Source organism: Halanaerocella petrolearia (genome assembly GCF_054657875.1).
This window is the reverse complement of the sequence record NZ_BAAHXW010000002.1, coordinates 704613-726796: the sequence shown is the minus strand read 5'-3', so window position 1 is coordinate 726796 and position 22184 is coordinate 704613. Positions and strand designations below refer to the sequence as shown.

The following is a 22184-nucleotide window of genomic DNA, read 5'->3' as shown; positions in this document are numbered from 1 at the left end:
AAATCCCTCCTTCCTTAACCATGTAAAACTTCAGCTGGTTCTAACTTTAATGCAATTCGTAATGGTGAGACACTACCTAATAAGGCTATAATAACTGATAGAACTAAAATTATAGGCAATACAAATAAATTAATAGCAATTGCAGTACCAAAAACTTGTTGCCCAATTAAATTAGCAAATCCAATACCTAAACCATAACCTAATCCGCCACCTAATAGACCAACTAAAGAAATCTCAATTACAAACAAAGCAATAACTGCTAAATCGCTAGCTCCAATTGCTTTTAATAATCCGATTTCTTTCTTTCTCTCTAAAACTTTAGTAGTCATAATACTAGAAATACCTAAAGCCGAACTAACTAAAGCTGCTAAAGTAACTAAAAACATTAGTAACTGAATCTTATTTAAGATTATTCCTTCTGATTTTGAAATCTGGCGAACTTCTTCAGCTACAACCCCTGGAATAGCTTCTTCTATCTGATAAGCAATAGCACTAACATAAGCTGTACAATACCAAGTCTCAAACTCTTTATCAGATAAAGAATCAGGATCTTCTTTTGCTTTCCGAGCCAAATCATTAACAGGAGTAGTTAAAGCACTAACTTCTACCCTATCAACTTTATCTTTTAGACCAATTGTCTGTTGCAGGAAGTCAAGTGGCAAGTAAATTTTTCCTTCTGCTTCTCCTCCACTATCAATTATTCCTGCTACCTTTATCTTTTTAATAACCACCTTTTTATCCAAATTGAAGTTTAATTCTATCTGATCACCAGCAGATACATCTAAATCTCCTGCTACTTCTTGACCTATCATAGCTAAATTTTTGCTCTTACCATTTTTAATCCATTTACCATCTACTTCCCACCAAGACTTTAGATTCTTGATACCAAAATTAAATATTTCTCCAGTAGGAATTCGAATTCTATCATTAAACCAAGTACCAACCACTGGAATCTGCTTATCTTTTAGTTGACCATTGACTTTTAAATATGGGGCTAAATTTACAATATTATGACGCCAGAAGATAGTCTTAATCTTTGTAACATCATCTTCAGTAATATACTCTTTTCCCTTATCAAGCGAATTAAAGCTGATTCCATCAATTTCTACTGGTAGATTTTCAGATTCAGGCTCAACAACAATATTTGAACCATAGGACTTCAACTCTTGATTCATCTTATCTCCAATATCCAAAGATACATTTAGCATTGCCGTAGCTAAAGAAGCTCCAAAGGTAATAGCTAAAATAGCCAACAACTTAGACTTTAAACCTTTGGTAAAGCCTCTTCTTAAGATTCTAAGTAACATCTTTCCACCTCCTATTTAAACATTCCCTTTCTCTTGACTAATTCACTAACTTCTATTTGAATACTATCTTTATCAATAGCATACTCCATAGGAATTGGATTACATCCCCCTGGGAAACCAATAGTCATCTTATTCATTACTACATCACATCTTTTACAGATTACTTTATCCTCACGTTGATAATAACCTGCTGCTCCACAGATTTCACAGGCATCATAGACCACTCCATAAGCTCCTTCTGCCTTCTTAATCAAGAAGAATGGAATTACTGTTCCATCTTCAGTCTGATATGAATATCTATGTAATTTACCATCAGCTAAATCTTCCTTCTTAATTGAAAACTGTCCATTACTTGGTTCTAATTCAACAGCTGGCGATAATTTAACAGACTGATTAGCATATATATAATTAACTCCTAATAATAAGATTAAAAAGCTAACCATAATGGCTCCAGCTTTGGCCCAGCGTTGCTTATTTTTAAGTTTAGCCTTTACTTTTCTTATTTGAGCTAGATTTAAATCTTTGCTAATAGTTAATTCTTTCTTTCTAAAGGCATTAATTAATAGATAAACTGCTACTATTCCTAATAAAATATGAAAGAAATAACCAATATTATTATAAAAAGGAGCTAAACTAGAGATCAATTGAGGAGTAGCTGAAATTACTCCTTTAATCATTAATCCATAGACACTTAAAACACTTAATCGTAATAAATTAGCTATATAAACTAAAGTAATTAATTTCCTACTTTGAATTAAAGTCATCTTTTTATGAGCTTTAACTAATACAAAAGAAAAACTGATAGCCAATATAATTCCTAATACTCCACCAGAATACTTTAATAATAACTCTGTATTAAAACCAGTAGTCAACATACTATCAACAGTTATTCTAGTCGGAAATAATAATAGTTTAGTCTCAAATTTAATACCTAAATAGAGACTAAAGATGAAAATAATAATTTCAGATAAGAAAGAACTATATCTAGATAACTCACCTTCCTTATTTGAAACCCCTTGATAAATAGCACCTTGTATCCAAGTCCAACCTACCATTATTATGGTCAATATAAATCCAGCAAAGGATAATAAAGTTTTTATTTCTTTTTCAATTCTTAAATTAGCTATTGAATAAGCCAATAAAGCACTAAATAATAACGCTAATCCTAAACCTCCATAGCCATATAAACTAAGTTTCTTCTGTTTAGTCTTGTATATAAATCCAAATAACAGCCCACTTAAAATTGCCAATTCAAGTCCATCTTTAAGTGTCATAACTAATGTTTCTAACATTCTTACACCTCCTAGACTAAATGCTTAAGTCTCCAGATAGATTAACTACTACCTGGAGACTTAAAGTGATTAGCTTTAATTATATTTTACACATTACCTTTGTAAGTAAAGTCCCACTGAACTTTAATAGGTTTCTTCCAGAACCGCTTCTGAACTCCTGTTGTTTTATCTACGTGCTGTAAGAAGTCCTGTTCTGCTGGAGACTTAATGATATAAGTTAATCTATAATTTCCAATTCCCATCATCTTTACATTAGATCCATAGTGAGGGCCATCGCTAGCTACCATCGGCATAAAGCTTCCTTCTTGTACTTCTCCAGTATCTAAATTCTTTAATTTATAATCAACTGTTAAATTAGGAACCCATGATCCAAAAGCAAATCCATAAGGATTATTCATTAAAGCACTAATGTCTGCTTCAATATGAAGATCAGATTCATTAGGTCCTAATCCAGCCTTAGCTCCTGGTTTCATTGGTACTGATTGAAAATAAACTGCTGCAATCTGCATCTTTTTAGCTGTCTTTGGTTCTCCAATTGGATACTCCTTAAAAGCATAAGTATTCATTGCCATTCCTAACATCAAAGTCATTACCATTACTGCTGTGATTAATGTTTTCTTCTTACTTAACATTTGAACTCCTCCTTAAGTTGATTAAGATTAAGTTTGAGTCTAAGTTTAAGTTAACTAGCAAACTTTTAAACCATACTTAATCCCAAACTCAAACTTGAACTAATTGTATTTACGAACTTAATTTAGCTTCTTGATCATCGCCTAAAAAGTAATAACCAAGACCCAAAATCGCTACCACTAATAAAACCACCTGCAAACTCAATGTTTGCCAAGTAGGATAGACTCCTAACCAGCTAATTGTAGGCACTTTACTTATCTGCCTAGCTCCTACTACTCCAGCCTCCTGCAATTCACGGATTCCATCACCAGCAAAGACAAAGGCTAAATAATACATTAGAGTACTTGTTCCTATAAAGAAAGGCTTTAATGGTAATTTTAAACTACCTTTCTTAACTACTAGATAAATAACTGCTAAAGCTAAACAACCTACTAAGAATCCTAAACCAATCATCCCATAATTACTTTTATCTGTTTTAGCAAATAAAGCTTGATAAAATAAAACTGTCTCTGCACCTTCACGATAAACTGCTAAAAAGACTGCCCACCAAAGAGTCCAAGTATTGCCAGTAGTTAAAGAGTCTTCTACTTTACCTTTTATATACTCTTCCCACTTTTTAGTTTCTACCTTACTAATTAACCAGAAACTCATTGAGAACAGAATAACCATAGCTAACAACATTGTAATTCCTTCTAACAATTCTCGGGCTACACCAGTAGTCTGAAAAACATAATTAAATAAAATAGCTGTTACAAAACTACCTGCTATTGCTACAAAGGTACTATTATAAACAGTCTTAAGTTTTTCCTTATTACCAGACTTAATTAAGTAAGCCATAATAGCACTGATAACTAAGATAGCTTCAAAACCTTCTCTAGTTATAATCAATAAAGAATATAAAAATTTACTTAATGGACTATTATCTTCTCTGGGAGCTACCTTATCTAACTTTTTAGCATAAATCTTTAATTCATTAAGTAACTTAGTAGCCATCCCTTTTACTTGTTGTTGTGAAACTCCTTTGTCCATCAACTTCTTTATTTGATTAAACATATACTCCACCTTAAAAGCATTCTGACCACCTATATTCTTTTGAATAACCTGTTCCATCTCTTCTCCTTCAAATGGGCCAAAATAGGCATCAGTAATACTTTTCTTAGCTTCTTTTATATCACCATTCTTATACAAATCTAATCCTTGATTAATCCTAACTTCAATATCATCAGTTACATCTTGCCAAGAAGCAGCGTGACTAGCAGGTGAAAAGCCTGTTAACAATACTGCTACTGCTAATATTAAAAACAATAATCTTTTCTGCTTACCCACTGATCAATCTACCTCCTAAAAGATCTTGAATAAAGAAAGGAATCTACTTAATAAACCATCATCTTCCCTAGGAGCTACTTTATCTAACTTTTCATCATAAGTATCTAATCTATTGATCAACTCAGTAGCCATCGATTTTACCTCTTGTTGAGAAGCACCTTTATCCATTAACTTCTTTATTTTATTAAACATATACTCTACCATAAAAGCATCCTTACCGCCTATATTCTTTTGAATAGCCTGTTCCATCTCTTCTCCTTCAAATGGGCCAAAGTAGGCATCAGTAATGCTCTGTTTAGCTTCTTTTAAATTGTCTTCCTTATACAAATCTAATCCTTGATTAATCTTAACTTCAATATCATCAGTTACATCTTGCCAAGAAGCAGCGTGACTAATAGATGAAAAACCTGTTACCAGTACTGCTACTGCTAATATTAATAACGTTAATCTCTTCTGTCTAATCAATTATTATTCCACCCTTCTAAAAGATTTTGAAATCCATTATCATTAATAGTTAAAATTTTTTAGAACTTTAATTTTTAATCCATCTTTATACTCAATTTATTATAGCCCCATTGAACTTATGTATAGTAAAAATCATTATCATTACCAATTAACACCAATAATTATATCTACTTCAAAGTATAATGTCAACCATTTAATCAATTTAATTCAAAAATCCACAAAAGTTTAATTTCTTATAAATTGAAGACCAGGATCTTCTAGAAAATAAAACTGGAATCTCTCTTGCCTTAGCTTTAGATTTAACCTTCTCACATAAGTTATGACCTACATAATCTGTTAATACTAAGACCATATCAGTCTCTCTATCTACTCTACAATTTTGACACTTACGCCCAGAAATATGCTTAATACAACTAAATCCACAGTTACTTAACCTTTCCGGTATCTTACCTAATCGATCGCCACCTACAATTAAAACAGACATTTTACCCAACCTCCTATTATATAAAACTGAAAATCATTTTCATTTAATTTCTATGGTAATAATAACAATTAATCTTGAATTTGTCAATAAATTTTATGTTATTTTCTTAAATCAATCTTAATTAGAAATAATAGCCAAAAAATAAAAAGCGTCTAATTAGACGCCTTTTCCTATTACTAGATCACTATTATATTTTTTAATACCACCTACTTCAACTATTGCTACCCAGTCTTTAATACTTTTCCCTTTTATAAATAAATCCTCATTCAAATCACCTAATGGTACTAAAACAAAAGCCCTTTCCCGAATTCTAGGGTGAGGCAGAGTTAATTCTTCATCATTTAACTTTAAATCATCATATACTAAAATATCAACATCAATTGTCCTAGGTCCCCATTTGATTTTTCTTTTCCTTTTTAATTTATTTTCAACTTCTTGGCACCAGTCTAATAGATCATAAGGAGTCAATTCAGTCTCTATCTGCAAGCACATATTTAAAAAGTCTTGCTGATCAGTATACCCCCAAGGTTCTGTCTCATAAATTTTAGATAAACCTATCAACTCTGTTTGAGGAAACTTTTCAATTGATTTTATTGCTTGATTTAAATTTTCTTCTCTATCTCCTTTATTAGTTCCTAAACCTAAATATACATCCTTCATTTTTATCGCTCCTTAAAGCCTACTTCTTTCTATCTCAACAGCTACATAATTAAAAATACCTTTAATAGGTGCTTCAGGTTTTTTTACTTTAACCAATACTTCTTCTACTAAAGAATAATTTTCTAATATACTTTGAGCAATATTCTCAGCCAAGGCCTCTAATAATTTATATTGCTGATTCTGGCAGATATCTGCTACCAATTGATAAACTTGAGCATAATTTACTGACTCTTTAAGATTATCACTACTTCCTGCCTGCTTTAAATCACATTTTAACTCTAAATCAATAATAAACTTCTGCCCTAATTTATTTTCTTCTTCTAGTGCACCATGATAGCCGTAGAATGATAATCCATCTAGTATTATTTTATCCACATTTTAACCCCTTTCCTTAAAAATTTAAAATTGACAATTAATTATCAACTATCTATATATTGCATCTGTTACTTGTGCAGCTTCTAAATTCTCTTTAATATCATGAACTCTAACTATATCTACCCCTTGCATAATCCCCATTACTGTAGTAGCCGCTGTACCTACTACTCTCTTCTTAGGTGGCTCATCTAAAATATTACCTAACATTGATTTGCGAGAAGTTCCTAATAAGATAGGATACCCTAACTCCTTTAACTCAGAAATTCTTCGCATAATCTTCATATCTTCTTCTGCACTAGTTCCAAATCCAATTCCTGGATCTAAAATTATATTTTCATCTTTAATCCCAGCTTTTTGGGCTATATTAATACTATTTTTTAAAAACTCCTTCATTGAAATTAAAATATCATCACTTTGCTTTTCATATAATCGACTGTTAAACATAATTATAATTGGGACATCATACTCAGCCACTACCTGGGCCAACTCTCTATCACCTTGTAGACCACGCACATCATTGACAATATCTACCCCTAAGTCTAAAGCCTCTTTAGCTACTGTAGACTTATATGTATCAATAGAGATAGGAACCTCAACCTTGTCTACTAATTCCTTTAAGACAGGAGTAATCCGTTCTATTTCTTCTTGAGCTGTAACCTTCTTGGCCCCTGGTCTAGTCGATTCAGCACCAATATCAATAATATCTGCTCCTGCTTTAACCATTCTTTGTGCCTGTCGTAAAGCAGCATCTAAATCAAAGAAGTCTCCTCCATCTGAAAAACTATCTGGCGTTACATTCAAAATTCCCATAATATATGTTTTTTCGCCGAAGTTAAACACTTTTATCCCTCCTATCAAGTTTTAATCAATAGTTTACAGTGTACAATGTACAATTGACAGTTAAATTCAAAACCAAAATCAGCACCACTATAATTCTATATATATTAATGCTTTAAAAGGGATTGATTTTAACTGTAAACCATAAACTGTTAACTGTACACTGATATAAAATAGCACCTGCTACTTTATATCAATTAAAATTCAACAGACTCATTACTTCATTCTTAATTGCAGAATCTTCCTTAAATATTCCTCTAGTAGCCGAGGTAATAGTCTCGGTTTCAGTCTGCTCTACTCCTCGCATTGTCATACATAATTGCTCAGCTTCTACTACTACATACACTCCTTGTGGCTTCAAGGACTCCATCATTGTATCAGCAATTATTTTAGTCATTCTCTCCTGTAATTGAGGTCGTTTAGCTACTGTCTCAACCAGTTTAGTCAACTTAGAAAAACCAGTTACTCTACCATCTTTAGGTTTATAAGCCAGATGTACTTTACCAAAGAAAGGAATCAAATGATGCTCACAAAGAGAATAAAAAGTTATATCTTTAATCAATACTAGATCATCTGCTTCATCTTCTATAAATACATCAAGTATTTCTTTAGGATCTTCATTAATACCTGATAATATCTCTTGATACATTAGTGCTACTCGTTCTGGAGTTCTCTCTAATCCTTCACGTTCTGTATCTTCTCCTATAGCCTCTAAAATATTACTAACTGCTGCTTCTATCTGCTCTTGATTCATCATACATCTCTCCTTATTTATTATAAACCCGTTGCTTAAATTCTTCATTTAAAGCTGCAAAGACTTGATTATCAGACGAATACTCTACTCCTTCAATCTCTACTACTTTCATTAAATCTAATAAACTATTAGTTACAAAAGCAGCATCAAATTCATTAATTTTATCTAGATCAATTTCTATTACATTAACTTCAATACCTAACTCTGCACTCAACTCTAATACTTTATTTCTTATTATTCCTGGTAATAAACCTAATTCCTGCTTAGGGGTATATATATTTTTCTGGTCAAGAAAAAATATATTAGTCATTGTACCTTCTAACACTTGATTATTCAAATTAACAAATAAAGCCTCATCATATCCTTGCTCTACAGCTTGACGCTTAGAATAAATATTGTCTAAATAATTAACTGTTTTATGTTGGTATAAAGGATTCCAACCTCGCTTAATAGACGCAATTTTTAACCTATATCCTTCTTTGTAATCCTCTGCTTGATAGGGAATATCTCTTAAGAAAAAATTATAACCTTCCGCACAGACTGTTACTCTAAAAGCTTTATCATCTACTCCTTTTACATAATCCAATATTTTCTGCTTTAAATCTTCTTTAGACAATTTAAAAGAAATACTTAACTTATCAAGTGAATTATACAAGCGAAGTAAGTGTTTATTTAAAAGAATAACTTTTCCTTGGTGCACCTTCATAGTTTCAAAAACTCCATTACCAAACTTGGCTAGCTCACTATTAAATGATACTCTATTCTGCATAATATCCCCTCAATGCCTTGATTATAGAATCAGCTTTATCTAATGTCTCCTGATACTCAGCTACAGGATCAGAATCCCAAGTTATTCCTCCACCAACCTGAAAACAAACCTGTTCATCCTTCTTTACAACTGTTCGAATAGCTATATTCAAATCAACTGAACCATCAAAACCTATATAACCTATTGAACCAGTATATACATTTCTCTTAGTCGGCTCTAATTCATCAATTATCTCCATTGCTCTTATCTTAGGTGCTCCAGTTATAGACCCTCCAGGAAAGACCCCCTCAATCAAATCAACTATATCTTTATCTGAACTCATTTCTGCCTTGACAGTAGCTACTAAATGATGTACATTAGCATATTCTTCTAATTCAAATAATTCAGGTACTTTAACTGTTCCAACTCTTGCTATCTTACCTAAATCATTTCTCTCTAAATCAACTATCATTAATAATTCAGCCCTATCCTTAGCACTATTAAGTAATTCTTCTTTAAGCTGCTGATCTTCTTTAGGACAACTACCTCTTGGTCTAGTTCCTTTAATTGGTCTTGTCTCTACAATCCTATTCCGCACCTTAATAAATCTCTCGGGAGAATTAGAGATAATATCCACATCAGAAAAGTTTAAAAAAGAACCAAAGGGAGCTGGGCTTACTCTTCTTAATCTGCTGTATAATTCATAACTAGACATACTCGTTTTCCCACTAAATCTCTGGGCCAAATTAGCCTGATAAATATCTCCAGCTTGAATATAATCCTGTATCTTCTTTATAGCTTCTAAATATTCATTTCTAGTAAAATTAGATTTAAGCTCTACCTCAGGATAATCATTATTTTCATTACTACTTGCTACTCCTTTTTCTTCAGCTAAATTGATTCTAGCTTTAACTTCTTTTATTAGCTTTAATTCCTGTTCTTGATCCAGATTAGGAGTAGCAATATACTTCTTATTCTCTAAATGATCAACTACTATTACCCAATTATACAGTCCTAAGTATAAATCAGGAACTTTAACATCAGCAATCGCTGTCTCAGGTAGATTTTCAATCTGAGCAGATAGATCATAAGCTAAATAGCCTACTGCTCCACCAATAAAAGGTAGTTCAGTATTATTCTCTACTTTATATGACTTAAGTTCCTCCCTTAACTCTTCCAAAGGATCTGCTATTTGTTTATCATACTTTAAAATTTTAAAAGGATTAGCACTTATAAACGAGTATCTACCTAATTTTTCGGCATCCATAGCACTATCTAAAATAAAACTATGGTCATCATCTTTAAATATAGTATATAATTCAAAACTAGTTAAGCTAGTTGTCAACTCCTCTATCATTTACTATTCACCTCTAGCCTGCTTAATAAAATTATCTAATAGTTGATGTCCTTGCTCAGTTAATATAGCTTCAGGGTGAAATTGTACTCCTTCTATTAAATAATCCTTATGTTTAATTCCCATTATTTCTCCCTCATTAGTTCTAGCAGTAACTTCTAACTCATCTGATAAAGTCCCAGGATTAATCACTAAAGAATGATACCTAGTTACTTCTAAAGGATTATTGAGATCTTTAAATATTCCTTGTCTATTATGGTTAATTGGTCCCGCCTTACCATGAACTGGTCTAATAGCTTCTATGATTTCAGCTCCAAAAACATGTCCAATTGTCTGGTGACCTAAGCAGATTCCTAAAATTGGTTTCTTATCTTTAAAATACTCTACTACAGAAATCGAAATACCAGCCTCTAAAGGAGAACAAGGCCCTGGAGAAATTATTATCACTTCAGGGTTTATCTCTTCAATTTGAGGGATTGTGAGCTCATCATTTCTTTTTACAACTACCTCATATCCTAATTCTCTCAAGTACTGAACTAAATTATAAGTAAATGAGTCATAATTATCAATCATTAAAATCAACTTTATCATCCTTTATAGTTATTATGTCACTTTCAGTGACACTAGTTGTGAGTCGTGTGTCGTTTGCTATTAGCCAATTCAAAACCATTATATTCAAAATCTAAACCCTATAAAAGCTTTTTTTAAAAGATTTGAAAACTGTTTATACTGATAGCTGTGTCACTCACAGTGACACAATATACCAATATAGTTTCACTTTTATAATTGACTGTCTTTTAGCAATATTATTAACAAAAAAGTGCCGCTTAAATAAGCGACACTTCACTAAAAGACATTATATATTTTCACTAACTACATTTTCAACTGTTCTACTCTGCAAGAACCAAACAACAGCTAAAATAACAGCTCCTACTAAGTCAGACATTAAATTAGGTATCAATAATCCTACAGCACTAACTAATAATAATCCTTGTTCTAGATTACTAGTCTCTTGTCTAAAGTAACCTAATACTCCTGCCGACAAAGCTGTCACTCCAATTAAAGAACTGGCAGAAATTAAGACTACTTGACTTAAACTAGTATCTATTAATAACATTGCCGGAGAATAAGCAAAAATAAATGGTACTACAAAACCAGCAATAGCTAATTTAACTGCTGTAATACCTGTCTTTAATGGATTAGAACCAGCAATACCAGCTCCAGCATAAGCTGCCAAAGCAGCTGGTGGAGTTAAATCAGCTACTACTCCAAAGTATAAAACAAATAAATGAGCCGCTAGCTTAGAAACTCCTAACTTGATTAAAGCTGGTGCAGCCATAGCAGCCAAAACAATATAAGTAGCTGTTGTTGGTAATCCAGTACCTAAAATGGTACATGCTACCATAGTAAATAATAAAGCTAAGAATAAATTCCCATTAGCTAAAGAGATAGTAATTGTCGTAAACTTTAAGCCTAAGCCAGTTAAAGTTGTTACTCCTACAATAAATCCAACACAGGCACAGGCAATTGCTACTCCTAAAGCCCCTCGGGCTCCTTCTTCTAAAGTCTCTATCACTTCTTGTAAACTCATCCTAGTATCTTCACGTAAGAAACTAAGTCCAAAAGCTAATATAATCCCCATAAAAGCCGCTTTTAGAGGGGTATAACCTCTAAATAAATAATAGAAAATAACTATTAGTGGAATTAACATATGTCCTCGAGTCTTTAATATGTCTTTTACCTTAGGAATTCTATCTTTGGACATACCACTTAAACCTAACTTCTTAGCTTCAAAGTGGACCATTAAACCAACTGCTAAATAATACAACACAGCAGGTAAGATTGCTGCCTTAGCAATCTGCATATAAGGAACACCAATAAATTCTGCCATAATAAAGGCTGCTGCTCCCATAATTGGCGGCATAATCTGACCACCTGTAGAGGCTGCTGCCTCAACTGCTGCGGCAAACTTTGGTTTATATCCAACATTTTCCATCAACGGGATAGTAAAAGAACCAGTAGTTACTGTATTAGCTACTGAACTTCCCGAAATAGAACCCATAAAACCACTAGAAACAACAGCAGCCTTAGCTGGACCACCAGTTGTTCTTCCAGTTAAAGCCATTGCTAAATCAATAAATAAGTCACCAAGTCCTGTTCTCTTAGCAAAAGCTCCTAATAATAAGAAAAGAAAAACATAGGTCGCCGACACACCTAATGGTACTCCAAAAATTCCCTCAGTAGTAAAGTACATATGACTAGCAATCCGTGGAATAGAAAAACCTCGATGCGCCAACACCCCTGGCATATTTGGCCCTAAATAGGCATAAATCAAAAAGATTGCCGAAATAGCCGGTAGTTCCCAACCTACTACTCGCCGAGTTGCTTCTAAAACTAGAAAGATAGCTGCTACTGCCATCACTTGGTCAAGAGTTGTATACATACCTGCTCGACTAACTAGCTCTCTATAATTAATTACTAGATAACCTGCTACTATCAAACCTAAGACTGCCAATCCTATATCTAGCATCCATAGCTTTTTATCTTCCTTAAATTTAGAATGAACAGGATAAAGTAAAAAGATCAGGACTAAAATAAAACCTAAATGAATAGCCCTCTGTTTCAAAGCCAATAAAACACCAAATCCAGCTGTATATAAATGAAATAAAGACATTCCAACAGCAATTAAAGTAATTAATACAGCCATTATCCCGCTATATTCTCTAAACTTACTACTAGGATCGAATTGTTCTAATAATTCTTCTGTCTGTTCCTCTTTTGTTTCCTCCGCCATACTTAGTTCCTCCTCTTATCTTAATCTAATAACATCTGCCAACCATTTCTACTCTCTACTCTAATCTGTACTAAACTTTTAGGCTCAACCATCTTAAATAACTTATATTCTTTATTACCAATTATTAATTTATGGCGAGCATAGTCACTAACTCGTAGAGGTATCTCATCTAACTTCTTATCAATTTCTTTAATCTCAAATTTATCATCAGCTATAATATATTTATTCTTATTTAAAAATGGTAATCCAGCTCCATAAGATTCATATTTAGTTCCTACTAACCAGATTTGATCCTGCTTAATCTGAAAATAATCCCAGACAGGCGTCCTTTCTACAGAATGAATATACTCAATAGCAAATCTCATCTTATCAGTTGTAGACTTTTGCCAAACTACTTGTCCACTATCTGCTTCTTTAATCACTAGTATATTCTCCTGATAAATTAGCCCCACTATTATTAAGATAAATAATACTACTAAAACCAAATATTTTCTCCGCATAAAAATGAGATCCGGACATTTAAAAAATGTCCGGATAACTTCACCTCCATTTAATTAAGCCACTACTCTACTTCTTTAAAATATTTCTTAGCTCCTGAGTGTAGAGGAATAGTCATTCCTTCCTTAGCCGATTCAACCTTAATATCTTTAGCTCGTTTATGAGCGTTAATCAGTTCATCTCTATTTTCGAAGATAGACTTTGTAATTTCATAAACTAATTTTTTATCTAAATTCTTTTGGACAACCAAAGTCGCTTTTAAAGCAATTGTCTTAAACTTCTCATCTTGACCTTTGTAGACTCCAGCTGGTACCTCAAGTCCAGTTAGAAATGGATATTTACCATGTAACTTATCTATCTGCTCTTGATTGAAACTTAATAACTTAATATCCTGAGTAGAAGCGACATCCATAACTGCTGCTGTTGGTACACCAGCAGTCAAGAAAGCAGCATCTATCTGTCTATCCTTTAATCTACTTGCTGCTTCTCCAAATGATAAGAAGTCCTCATCAATATCATCATAAGTAATATCGAAAGTCTTTAATATCTGTTTAGCATTAGCTTCTACACCACTACCTGGAGCCCCAACAGCTACCTTTTTATCTTTAAGATCCTGAATACTATCAATTCCTGTCCCTTCTCTAACAACGATTTGAATAACTTCAGGATATAAAGTAGCAATACCTCTCATATTTTTAACAGCTTTATCTTTAAATTGTTGTTGACCATTAAAAGCATAACTAGCAATATCATTCTGTAAAATAGCTAATTCAACTTCTTCTTTCTTCATTAGTCTAGTATTTGTTACTGATGCACCTGTAGATTGGGCTGAAGCTGAAACATTGCTTACGTCAGAATTGATTATTTTAGCAATTGCCCCTCCTATAGGATAATATGTTCCAGAAGTTCCACCTGTAGCAATAGATAAAAATTCCTTTTTATTTTGAGAGGAACATCCCACCACTACTAAAGATACTGATATTAGTAATACTAAAGAAAAAATTAATTTTTTACTTCTCATACTTATTACTCCCTTCTCTTATCCGCTTATTAGATTTTTAATAACTATAATAATATAAATACAGCAACACTTTTAATTATACATTGCTACAAAAATTATGTCAAATATATGTTAACTTAACAACTAAAAAATCACCTATTCCACAGATTAAGTTCAGAAAAATTCAGCTGATCAAAATTCAAAAACTTGGCTCCTAACTTAACAAATTTTTCAGATAATCTATCTAAATCACTAACATAAAATTTAGCTTCACCAACTTGATTAGAAGTCATTAAATGCTCATCTGCTAATATTTGTCTAGCCTTTAAGGCAATACTTTGACCTGGATAAATCAATTTAACTTCTTGCCCCATTACTTCCTTAATGATTCCACCTAGATAAGGAAAATGTGTACAACCCAATAATAAAGTATCAACTTCCTGCTCTTGTAAAGGAGCTAAATAATCTTGAGCAATCTTTCTAGCTCGTTGGCTGTATAATTCTCCTGCTTCAACTAAAGGGACAAAATCAGGACAAGCTTGTACAAATAATTCTACTTCACTATCTGCTTGCTTGATTGTTTCTTGATAGGCACCACTACCTACTGTTCCTTCAGTAGCAATAATACCTATTCTCTTGTTTTTAGTTCCAGAAATTGCCTTTTCAACTCCAGCATCAATAGGGCCAATAATTGGTATAGAAAAATTATCTCGGGCCAACTCTAGACCTGCTGCAGTAGCAGTATTACAAGCAATAATCACCATTTTAGCTCCTAACTCTACAAAATGATCTATAATCTTAAGCACAAACTCTTCTACTTCTTCTTGTTCTCGCTCACCATAAGGTAAATGGGCTGTATCACCAAAATAAATTATATCTTCCTGAGGAAACTCTTCTATCACTTCTTTAGCTATCGTTAAACCTCCAACTCCTGAATCGAACAACACAATAGGATTATCTCTCTTCATGTTCACCATCCTAACTTTATGATTTATAAAAATAACATAGTCATGTGTCTTAAGCTAATTCAAAACATTTACATTCAAATTCTAACTCTCATAAATCATTTTTTAAGTATTTTGAACTGTTTTATAGTTTTGACTTTGAATTGGCTCACAGCTAATAGCTCATAACTCATGACTAGTGATATAAAGTTTAAACTTTATATCACTACTACTTATAGTTTATATTAATTAGTTAATAATTATTTCTCCAAAGAAAAAACGAGGCCTGAAGTTTCGCCTCGCTTACTGAATTAAATCGCCTTTAAATTTTAGTGGATGCCGTAAATCAATGTGTCCTACTAAAGATTCAACCTCCTGACCAGCTACTAAAATCTGCACTTGATCTATCTCTTCAAATTGGGTCAATGTATTGATGATTGAATAGACTGTCATTGTTTCACCAGCAGTACCACCTGGATGATTCTTAACTATCTCTTGACTAAAATCAACCTTAACTAATCCATCTTTTACTTCTAAATCAAGCAACTTAGTCTCATCTGGGATAGTAGCTATTAAACCTTTAGAAGTTGGCCCTTTAATTAACTCTTCCATTAAATTATAGTAGAAATTATTTATCTTGACTTCTCTATTCTCAGCTACTAAATACTGAGCTTGATTATCACCAAAATAGACTTTTACTTCCCTAGTAGCAAAGAATTTAGGGTATAATAAGATTGATAACAAAATTATAGCTATTGCTAAAAAAATATATATATTTTTGTTTTCTAAATTAAACATTAGAACTCCTCCTCTACCGACAACTTAAAGTACTTACTAATCCCTTTATATAAGCCAACTGCAGCATTCATTCTAGACTCTGGCTGACTTAATAATTCTTCCTCTTCTGGATTACTAATAAAAGCTACCTCAGCCAAAATAGAGGGCATATTACTATTTCTCAGGACATATAAATCTTCAGATTTAGTTCCCCGATCATAAGTATCTAACTCTTTAGCTAAACTATCTTGTACAAAATGTGCTAGTAAATAAGACGTATTCTCTGCCTCTTCTCCCACAAAAGTCTCAGTTCCAAAAGGCTCTTTAGTTTGATGAGAATTAATATGAATACTGACAAAGATATCAGCACCTAATTTATTAGCTAAGTCAGTCCGTTCATCTAAACTAACCTCTCTATCTTTTTCTCTAGTCATAATCACTTTAGCTCCAGCCTGCTCTAGAATATCTCTCAATGCTAAACCAATATCTAAATTAATATCTTTTTCACGTAATCTAGCACCTAAAGCTCCAGGGTCATATCCTCCATGACCAGGATCTACAACAATTCTCTTACCAGCTAAGTTATTTCGAGCTATCCTAAACTCAGTTTCTTTAGCCTTAGACTTGTCCTTACCAATTAAATTAACATCCTCAGTTAAATCTAATACTACTCTTACATTATAAGGATCAGTAGAATATTGACTATAGCGTATCTTACTTACTATAGCTGAATTATCAATTAAATTAATAGCCTCTTGATCAATAACAGTATTAGATAAATCTACTACTAAGCGTTTAGGATTCTCTAGTTTATACACTTGATAAGTACCAGTAGTTAATAAAGAAAGACTGATTTTAGATTGTGTCTTAATATCCTCTACTTTAACTGCCTGTAGTCTATTCATCAACTTTAACTGTAGTTGATTATCAACCCACTTAAGTTGATAAGGAACTAATTCCTTTAAATCAATCACAACTCGAGTAGTTGATTTATCAAACTGAGCTACCCTAATCTCTTCAATTAATTGATTATCAACTTGAATCTCTTCTTTATCAAATCTATTAGTAGTATTTGGAAAATCAAGAATCAATCTATCTCCATCTGTCAAAGGAACAACTTCAGGCTGTTGACGATTAGATAAATTAAATACTATTTGATTCTCTTTCTTAGACTGGTAATCCACCTGTTTCAATTCAGCCAACATAGCTTTAATCTTTAAACCGGCATCCTCTTTAATCGTCTTTATCTTTAGTTTCTTTTTAGGCTCAAAAACTACTCTAACTATATTATTAGGTTCTGTCTGATACTGACTAACTCTAATCTGCTTAAAGAAAGAATCATCTATTTTAATCTCTTTAGCTTCTTCTAGTACAGCATTCTTAAGATCAATAGCTATCCTTTGTGGATTAGATAAATAATTTGGTTCACTTGCTGTTATAGAAGCTGTAGAACCAACTCTCAACCTACCTGATTTATAATTTAAATCAGTAATTATCGGGCTCATCTTAATTAAATACTGGTATTTATCTTCTACCTGTTTCTTTACTATTTTATAATCAACTCTATCCTGTAAATCTACAACTACTCGTACTGTATTTCCATTAAATTGGGCTACCCGAACTTCTTTAATCAAATCACTATCAGCCTCTAATTGATCTAGCTTTTTATATAAAGCAGTTCCTTTTAAATCAAGAGTAATTCGACTAGGTTGTTGTAAAAAATCACTATTAGATTCTACCTTCTGACTAACTGTTACTCCAATGCCATGATAATTATCATTCTGACAATAATTAACTTCTTCTACTTTGGCCTTAATCTGAAAAACTTTAACCACTTTATCTTTAGGATTCGACTTAATAACCAAACCTAAAGCCCTTCCTAAAGTTTTAAGAGGTACCATCAACTCTCCATTAACTCTCTTAGTAGCTACAGGCAACTGAATCAACTCATCATTGACCTGTAGATTCTCATCTCCTTCTCGTAACTTAACTATCTTATCCTTAAGCTGTAAACGAAGAGTCTTAATTGAATTAAACCACTTCATCTTTATTGGTAAAGCCTTGGTCAACATCTGTACTGGAATCAAAATATCTTCTTCAACAAGTTGATAACTTAAACTATCAGTTACTTGGTGTCCATTAACCTCCAACTTAATATCTTCATTAGCATATAAAGAAGTAGAAAAACTACAAATTATAACTACAGCTAATACCCCTACTAATATTTTTTTCGACATCATACTAGCCTCCTAAACTAGACAATCTTATACTGTTTTTTCTACTATATAGGCTATACTTTTTAAATTCTAGTTTAATTACTAAAATCCTCTTTTAAATCACTAAATATAAAGAAAGCCCACATAATAGTGGGCCAACTTCCCTCTATTGCTTTGTAAAATACTTTTTAATCCCTGCCACTATTCCTTTCGCCACCTGATTTTGAAAACTACTATTAGATAACAAACGTTCTTCACGTGGATTGGATAAAAAGGCTGTCTCTACTAAAATAGATGGCATATCTGTTTCCCGTAAGACAGCAAAGTTAGCTGCTTTTAGACCATCATCTTCTAATCCAATCCGCTTAATCAATTCACTCTGTACATACCAAGCTAAAGCCCAGTTTTCTTCAGAAGCATACCAGTGGGCATAAGTAGACGTCCCATTAACTCTAGAATTAGAATTAGAGTTGGCATGAATACTGACAAAAAGATCAGCTGACCAGTTATTAGCCTGGTTGGCCCGATTAGATAAAGTATGAAACTTATCTCCTCTTCTAGCCATCTTAGTTCTAAATCCTTCCTGCTTTAATAACTGATTGACTTTCTTAGACATCTGATAATTGACTACTTTCTCTTGAACTCCTGATGGGCCAATTGCTCCTGGGTCCAGACCACCATGACCAGCATCAATAACTATCTTTTTTCTTCTTAATTTTAACTTAGGTGCTTTTTTAGATCCTGTTTCTGATTTTGGTTGACTAGATCGACTGATAGTAGAAGAAGCAACTACTTGAGTATTATTCTCAACCTCTAATACCACCTCAGAGCCTTTAGGTTTAATCTGATAACTACTCATTTTCTTCAAATCAACAACTACTCTTACTACTGATGGATTAAATCTAAACTGACTGACTCGAACTTGTTCAATAATTCCATTATTAACTGGAATTTTAGTCTTAACCTCTCCTAAACTAAGATTATAGAGATCAAGGACTAATCGTTTAGGATCTTCATATGAATTAACCTCATAATCAACCTTAGTATCAGCATTAACTACCACTTGCGAAGTATTAGCTAAAGTATTGATACCTATGTTAGTTACTTGATTAGTCTGATAGTAAACTGTCTTAGTACTACCTTCCCAACTTATCTCACCACCATAAATTTTAGGTAATAATCTTAATGGAATCATTACTTGATTACTTATTGATTTAATTCTACTACGCAAAGGAATAATCTCCGAATTGATTTCAATAACCCTATCTCCTATCTGAAAAGAGGTCTGTAAATAATCATCTTCAATCTTTAAGCTCTGGTTATCTCTATCCCAATTTACTTTCGCTCCAAATTCATCGGCTAAAATTTGAGCTGGAACTAAAGTTCTACCATTTGTAACTACCAACTTAGTAGCTATCTGCTCTCCATTAATTACTAACTTAATATCTTGAGCAGAAACAGGAATAGCAACAAGAACCATTGCTACCACCAAAGCTACTATCAGTCTAGATTTAGTCTGCAATCTCCTAGCTCCTCTCTAACACCATTAATTACTATATTATCTAATTCATCTACCTTAAAGTTTAATTTTCTCTACCATTTCATCTTGATGATTAGTAAATTTAAATTTCGTATTCTGTGTTGGATCTAACTTGGCCCTATTAACTTTGACTACATCATAAGGTAAATTAACTACTTCTAAGGATAGCTGGTTAACTGAAGAATAAGGTAACACTTTAACTACTACTTCCTTCTTGTGCTGTAGGATACTATCTATCTTAAGGTTACAACCTACTCTTTTACATTTATCTAAAGCAACATAAATTAGAAAATACTTACTATAATTGATATTAAGAATAGATAAGTTTTGATGATACTTAGGCAATTTTAATCTATCCCCTTGATCAGTCAACACCCATGCATTATAATTTACTTCTTCTAACTCCATAGTACTACAATTACATTGTTTATTAATTAAAGAAACAAAAGGAACTTCTTTGGATTTACTAAGCCCTATTTTCTTCCAAAACAAAGCTCTTCTAACCTCCTAACAAAAGACTTCTTCTTTTTACAGATTCAAGACATAAGTTAAAAAACCTCTTATAAAAATATGCCATAATTTATAGTCCAATTCAACTTACCTATTTTTTAGTAATTAGATATATATTAAATATATATTAAACTATAAACAAAAAAATAAAAAAGGACCCATCTGGGTCCTTTAAAAATTATACAATTAAATCATCATCTTTTTCAGGTCGAGAATCAAACTCTTCTTTCATATCAGCAAAACCTTCTCTACCTAACACACCATAAGCATACTTCTTACCTAACTCAACACCAGGTTGATTAAAGGCATTAATATCATATAACTCTCCAGCGAAAGCAGTTGTTAACTCGTATAGATAGAAGAACTGACCTAAAGTAAAGGCATTTACCTCAGGGAAAACAACTGTACAGTTCAATCTATTGTTTTTAGTTAAAGCTAACTCAGTCGCCTTCTTTTCAGTAGTAATCAATTTATTGAAAGTATGATCACCAAGATAAGAAACCCCAGAAATACCTTCATAACCCGCAGCAATCTCTAATTCTTCTGCAAAGTTTTCTACTTCTAAGAAAGTAACAACCTTATCATATGGACCTTCCATATATAACTGAGCTTGAGAGTGCTGATCTGTAGCACCTAAAGCTTTAATTGGAGTAGGGCCAACATTAACAACATTATCATCTCGATCAAGTTTCTTACCTAAAGACTCAGCCCATAACTGACGATACCAGTCAGCAACATCCTTTAAAGAATGGTTATAAGGCATCATTACAGACATTGGCTTACCATCTTGATCAGCTAAATACTGTAAAGTAGCATTTAGATAGGCAGGATTATCCCATAGCTCATCTGTATCACATAACTCAGCCATATATTCTGCTCCAGCTAATAACTCTTCAATATCAACACCAGTAAATGCTGCAGATACTAGACCAACTGGAGTTAAAACAGAGAAACGACCTCCTACATTATCAGGAATAAAGAACTTCTTCATACCTTCTTCTTTAGCAATCTTAATTAGATTACCAGAATCTTCACTAGTAGTGGCAATAAAGTGATCTCCTACTGCATCTTCTCCTAACTCTTCTACTACAGCAGCACGAGCAGTTAAGAACTGACTCATTGTTTCTGCAGTTCCACCAGACTTAGAGATAACATTAAAGACAGTCTTTTCTAAATCTAATGTCTCTAATAAAGACTTTAAACGAGTTGGATCAACATTATCAGGTGTAAATAATCGTGGGCAATTATCTCTAGCTTCATCTTTTAAATTATAGTAAGGATCATTTAAAGCAGTCTGCACAGCAATATTACCTAAAGCAGAACCACCAATTCCTAATACTACAAAGTTGTCATACTTGGCACGATTAGCTTCAGCAAACTCTTTAATCTCTTTCGCAATCTCTTTATGAGTCTCTGGCAGCTCCATAAAACCTAAGTCTCCAGCTGCCTTACCTTCTTTAATTGCCTTATGAGCTTCAACAGCTTTATCTTGCATCTTAGCAATATCTTCAGTAGTATAACCATGCTCTTGACCTACTTTGTCAGCAAACATATTATTTACGTCTAATTTCAAGCGCATAGATTCTTTCCATTCTGCATCTTCATAACGTTTAGTCATTTCTATTCCTCCTCTTAATTATTATCACTTTACTTATAAAAAATATTCTCCTGCA

General features: G+C 32.7%; 22 protein-coding genes. All 22 read right to left on the bottom strand.

The window, feature by feature from the left end; genetic code table 11:
• Window positions 1–14: 14 nt before the first annotated feature.
• Entirely contained in the window at window positions 15–1307 is a 1293-nt protein-coding gene (locus ACYQ39_RS10830) for an ABC transporter permease (protein WP_459842943.1), read from the bottom strand.
• Between the two features lie 11 nt (window positions 1308–1318).
• The gene (locus ACYQ39_RS10825) at window positions 1319–2599 is read right to left on the bottom strand and encodes a Fe-S-containing protein (RefSeq protein WP_459842941.1); all 1281 of its coding nucleotides are present in this window, start codon (window positions 2597–2599) and stop codon (window positions 1319–1321) included.
• Between the two features lie 86 nt (window positions 2600–2685).
• A complete protein-coding gene (locus tag ACYQ39_RS10820) occupies window positions 2686–3231 on the bottom strand; it encodes an iron transporter (RefSeq protein ID WP_459842939.1) in 546 nt (181 codons plus the stop codon).
• A gap of 109 nt (window positions 3232–3340) precedes the next feature.
• A complete protein-coding gene (locus ACYQ39_RS10815) occupies window positions 3341–4555 on the bottom strand; it encodes an FTR1 family iron permease (protein WP_459842937.1) in 1215 nt (404 codons plus the stop codon).
• Window positions 4556–4570: 15 nt separating this feature from the next.
• Window positions 4571–5020: a hypothetical protein gene (locus ACYQ39_RS10810; RefSeq protein WP_459842935.1), complete on the bottom strand. Its 450-nt coding sequence runs from the start codon at window positions 5018–5020 to the stop codon at window positions 4571–4573.
• Between the two features lie 202 nt (window positions 5021–5222).
• Window positions 5223–5504 (bottom strand): DUF2325 domain-containing protein, encoded by a 282-nt coding sequence (locus ACYQ39_RS10805; RefSeq protein ID WP_459842933.1) that lies wholly within the window; start codon window positions 5502–5504, stop codon window positions 5223–5225.
• A gap of 156 nt (window positions 5505–5660) precedes the next feature.
• A complete protein-coding gene (folK, locus tag ACYQ39_RS10800) occupies window positions 5661–6164 on the bottom strand; it encodes a 2-amino-4-hydroxy-6-hydroxymethyldihydropteridine diphosphokinase (protein WP_459842931.1) in 504 nt (167 codons plus the stop codon).
• Between the two features lie 12 nt (window positions 6165–6176).
• On the bottom strand, window positions 6177–6539 hold the full coding sequence (gene folB, locus ACYQ39_RS10795; RefSeq protein ID WP_459842930.1) for a dihydroneopterin aldolase: 363 nt from the start codon (window positions 6537–6539) through the stop codon (window positions 6177–6179).
• A gap of 48 nt (window positions 6540–6587) precedes the next feature.
• A complete protein-coding gene (gene folP / locus ACYQ39_RS10790) occupies window positions 6588–7379 on the bottom strand; it encodes a dihydropteroate synthase (RefSeq protein ID WP_459842928.1) in 792 nt (263 codons plus the stop codon).
• Window positions 7380–7569: 190 nt separating this feature from the next.
• Window positions 7570–8130, bottom strand: coding sequence for a GTP cyclohydrolase I FolE (gene folE, locus ACYQ39_RS10785; protein WP_459842926.1), 561 nt, complete (start codon window positions 8128–8130; stop codon window positions 7570–7572).
• A gap of 13 nt (window positions 8131–8143) precedes the next feature.
• Window positions 8144–8899, bottom strand: coding sequence for an aminotransferase class IV (locus tag ACYQ39_RS10780; protein WP_459842924.1), 756 nt, complete (start codon window positions 8897–8899; stop codon window positions 8144–8146).
• Complete coding sequence (gene pabB / locus ACYQ39_RS10775) at window positions 8889–10235, bottom strand: aminodeoxychorismate synthase component I (protein WP_459842922.1); 1347 nt, start codon at window positions 10233–10235, stop codon at window positions 8889–8891. Before pabB ends, ACYQ39_RS10780 begins: the two co-directional genes overlap by 11 nt.
• 3 nt (window positions 10236–10238) lie before the next feature.
• Window positions 10239–10814, bottom strand: a complete 576-nt coding sequence (locus tag ACYQ39_RS10770; RefSeq protein WP_459842920.1) for an anthranilate synthase component II — start codon at window positions 10812–10814, stop codon at window positions 10239–10241.
• A gap of 274 nt (window positions 10815–11088) precedes the next feature.
• Window positions 11089–13026, bottom strand: coding sequence for a TRAP transporter permease (locus ACYQ39_RS10765; protein ID WP_459842919.1), 1938 nt, complete (start codon window positions 13024–13026; stop codon window positions 11089–11091).
• A 20-nt stretch (window positions 13027–13046) separates the two neighbouring features.
• On the bottom strand, window positions 13047–13448 hold the full coding sequence (locus tag ACYQ39_RS10760) for a DUF1850 domain-containing protein (protein ID WP_459842917.1): 402 nt from the start codon (window positions 13446–13448) through the stop codon (window positions 13047–13049).
• A gap of 140 nt (window positions 13449–13588) precedes the next feature.
• Window positions 13589–14545 carry a TAXI family TRAP transporter solute-binding subunit gene (locus ACYQ39_RS10755; RefSeq protein WP_459842915.1) on the bottom strand — a complete coding sequence of 319 codons (957 nt, stop codon included), beginning with the start codon at window positions 14543–14545 and terminating at the stop codon, window positions 13589–13591.
• A gap of 131 nt (window positions 14546–14676) precedes the next feature.
• The gene (gene murI / locus ACYQ39_RS10750; RefSeq protein ID WP_459842913.1) at window positions 14677–15492 is read right to left on the bottom strand and encodes a glutamate racemase; all 816 of its coding nucleotides are present in this window, start codon (window positions 15490–15492) and stop codon (window positions 14677–14679) included.
• 279 nt (window positions 15493–15771) lie between these two features.
• On the bottom strand, window positions 15772–16266 hold the full coding sequence (locus ACYQ39_RS10745; protein WP_459842911.1) for a GerMN domain-containing protein: 495 nt from the start codon (window positions 16264–16266) through the stop codon (window positions 15772–15774).
• The gene (locus tag ACYQ39_RS10740; RefSeq protein WP_459842909.1) at window positions 16266–18482 is read right to left on the bottom strand and encodes an N-acetylmuramoyl-L-alanine amidase; all 2217 of its coding nucleotides are present in this window, start codon (window positions 18480–18482) and stop codon (window positions 16266–16268) included. Before ACYQ39_RS10740 ends, ACYQ39_RS10745 begins: the two co-directional genes overlap by 1 nt.
• A 145-nt stretch (window positions 18483–18627) precedes the next feature.
• Window positions 18628–19983: an N-acetylmuramoyl-L-alanine amidase family protein gene (locus ACYQ39_RS10735; protein ID WP_459842907.1), complete on the bottom strand. Its 1356-nt coding sequence runs from the start codon at window positions 19981–19983 to the stop codon at window positions 18628–18630.
• A gap of 54 nt (window positions 19984–20037) precedes the next feature.
• Entirely contained in the window at window positions 20038–20493 is a 456-nt protein-coding gene (locus ACYQ39_RS10730; protein WP_459842905.1) for a hypothetical protein, read from the bottom strand.
• Window positions 20494–20689: 196 nt separating this feature from the next.
• Window positions 20690–22129, bottom strand: coding sequence for a glucose-6-phosphate isomerase (locus ACYQ39_RS10725; protein WP_459842904.1), 1440 nt, complete (start codon window positions 22127–22129; stop codon window positions 20690–20692).
• Window positions 22130–22184 lie beyond the last annotated feature (55 nt).

Excerpts from the sequence above, each read along its gene's own strand:
- ACYQ39_RS10830 (WP_459842943.1), bottom strand. The coding sequence starts at position 1,307 with ATGTTACTTAGAATCTTAAGAAGAGGCTTTACCAAAGGTTTAAAGTCT.
- ACYQ39_RS10825 (WP_459842941.1), bottom strand. The coding sequence starts at position 2,599 with ATGTTAGAAACATTAGTTATGACACTTAAAGATGGACTTGAATTGGCA.
- ACYQ39_RS10820 (WP_459842939.1), bottom strand. The coding sequence starts at position 3,231 with ATGTTAAGTAAGAAGAAAACATTAATCACAGCAGTAATGGTAATGACT.
- ACYQ39_RS10805 (WP_459842933.1), bottom strand. The coding sequence starts at position 5,504 with ATGTCTGTTTTAATTGTAGGTGGCGATCGATTAGGTAAGATACCGGAA.
- folK (WP_459842931.1), bottom strand. The coding sequence starts at position 6,164 with ATGAAGGATGTATATTTAGGTTTAGGAACTAATAAAGGAGATAGAGAA.
- folE (WP_459842926.1), bottom strand. The coding sequence starts at position 8,130 with ATGAATCAAGAGCAGATAGAAGCAGCAGTTAGTAATATTTTAGAGGCT.
- ACYQ39_RS10780 (WP_459842924.1), bottom strand. The coding sequence starts at position 8,899 with ATGCAGAATAGAGTATCATTTAATAGTGAGCTAGCCAAGTTTGGTAAT.
- pabB (WP_459842922.1), bottom strand. The coding sequence starts at position 10,235 with ATGATAGAGGAGTTGACAACTAGCTTAACTAGTTTTGAATTATATACT.
- ACYQ39_RS10765 (WP_459842919.1), bottom strand. The coding sequence starts at position 13,026 with ATGGCGGAGGAAACAAAAGAGGAACAGACAGAAGAATTATTAGAACAA.
- ACYQ39_RS10755 (WP_459842915.1), bottom strand. The coding sequence starts at position 14,545 with ATGAGAAGTAAAAAATTAATTTTTTCTTTAGTATTACTAATATCAGTA.
- murI (WP_459842913.1), bottom strand. The coding sequence starts at position 15,492 with ATGAAGAGAGATAATCCTATTGTGTTGTTCGATTCAGGAGTTGGAGGT.
- ACYQ39_RS10745 (WP_459842911.1), bottom strand. The coding sequence starts at position 16,266 with ATGTTTAATTTAGAAAACAAAAATATATATATTTTTTTAGCAATAGCT.
- ACYQ39_RS10740 (WP_459842909.1), bottom strand. The coding sequence starts at position 18,482 with ATGTCGAAAAAAATATTAGTAGGGGTATTAGCTGTAGTTATAATTTGT.
- ACYQ39_RS10725 (WP_459842904.1), bottom strand. The coding sequence starts at position 22,129 with ATGACTAAACGTTATGAAGATGCAGAATGGAAAGAATCTATGCGCTTG.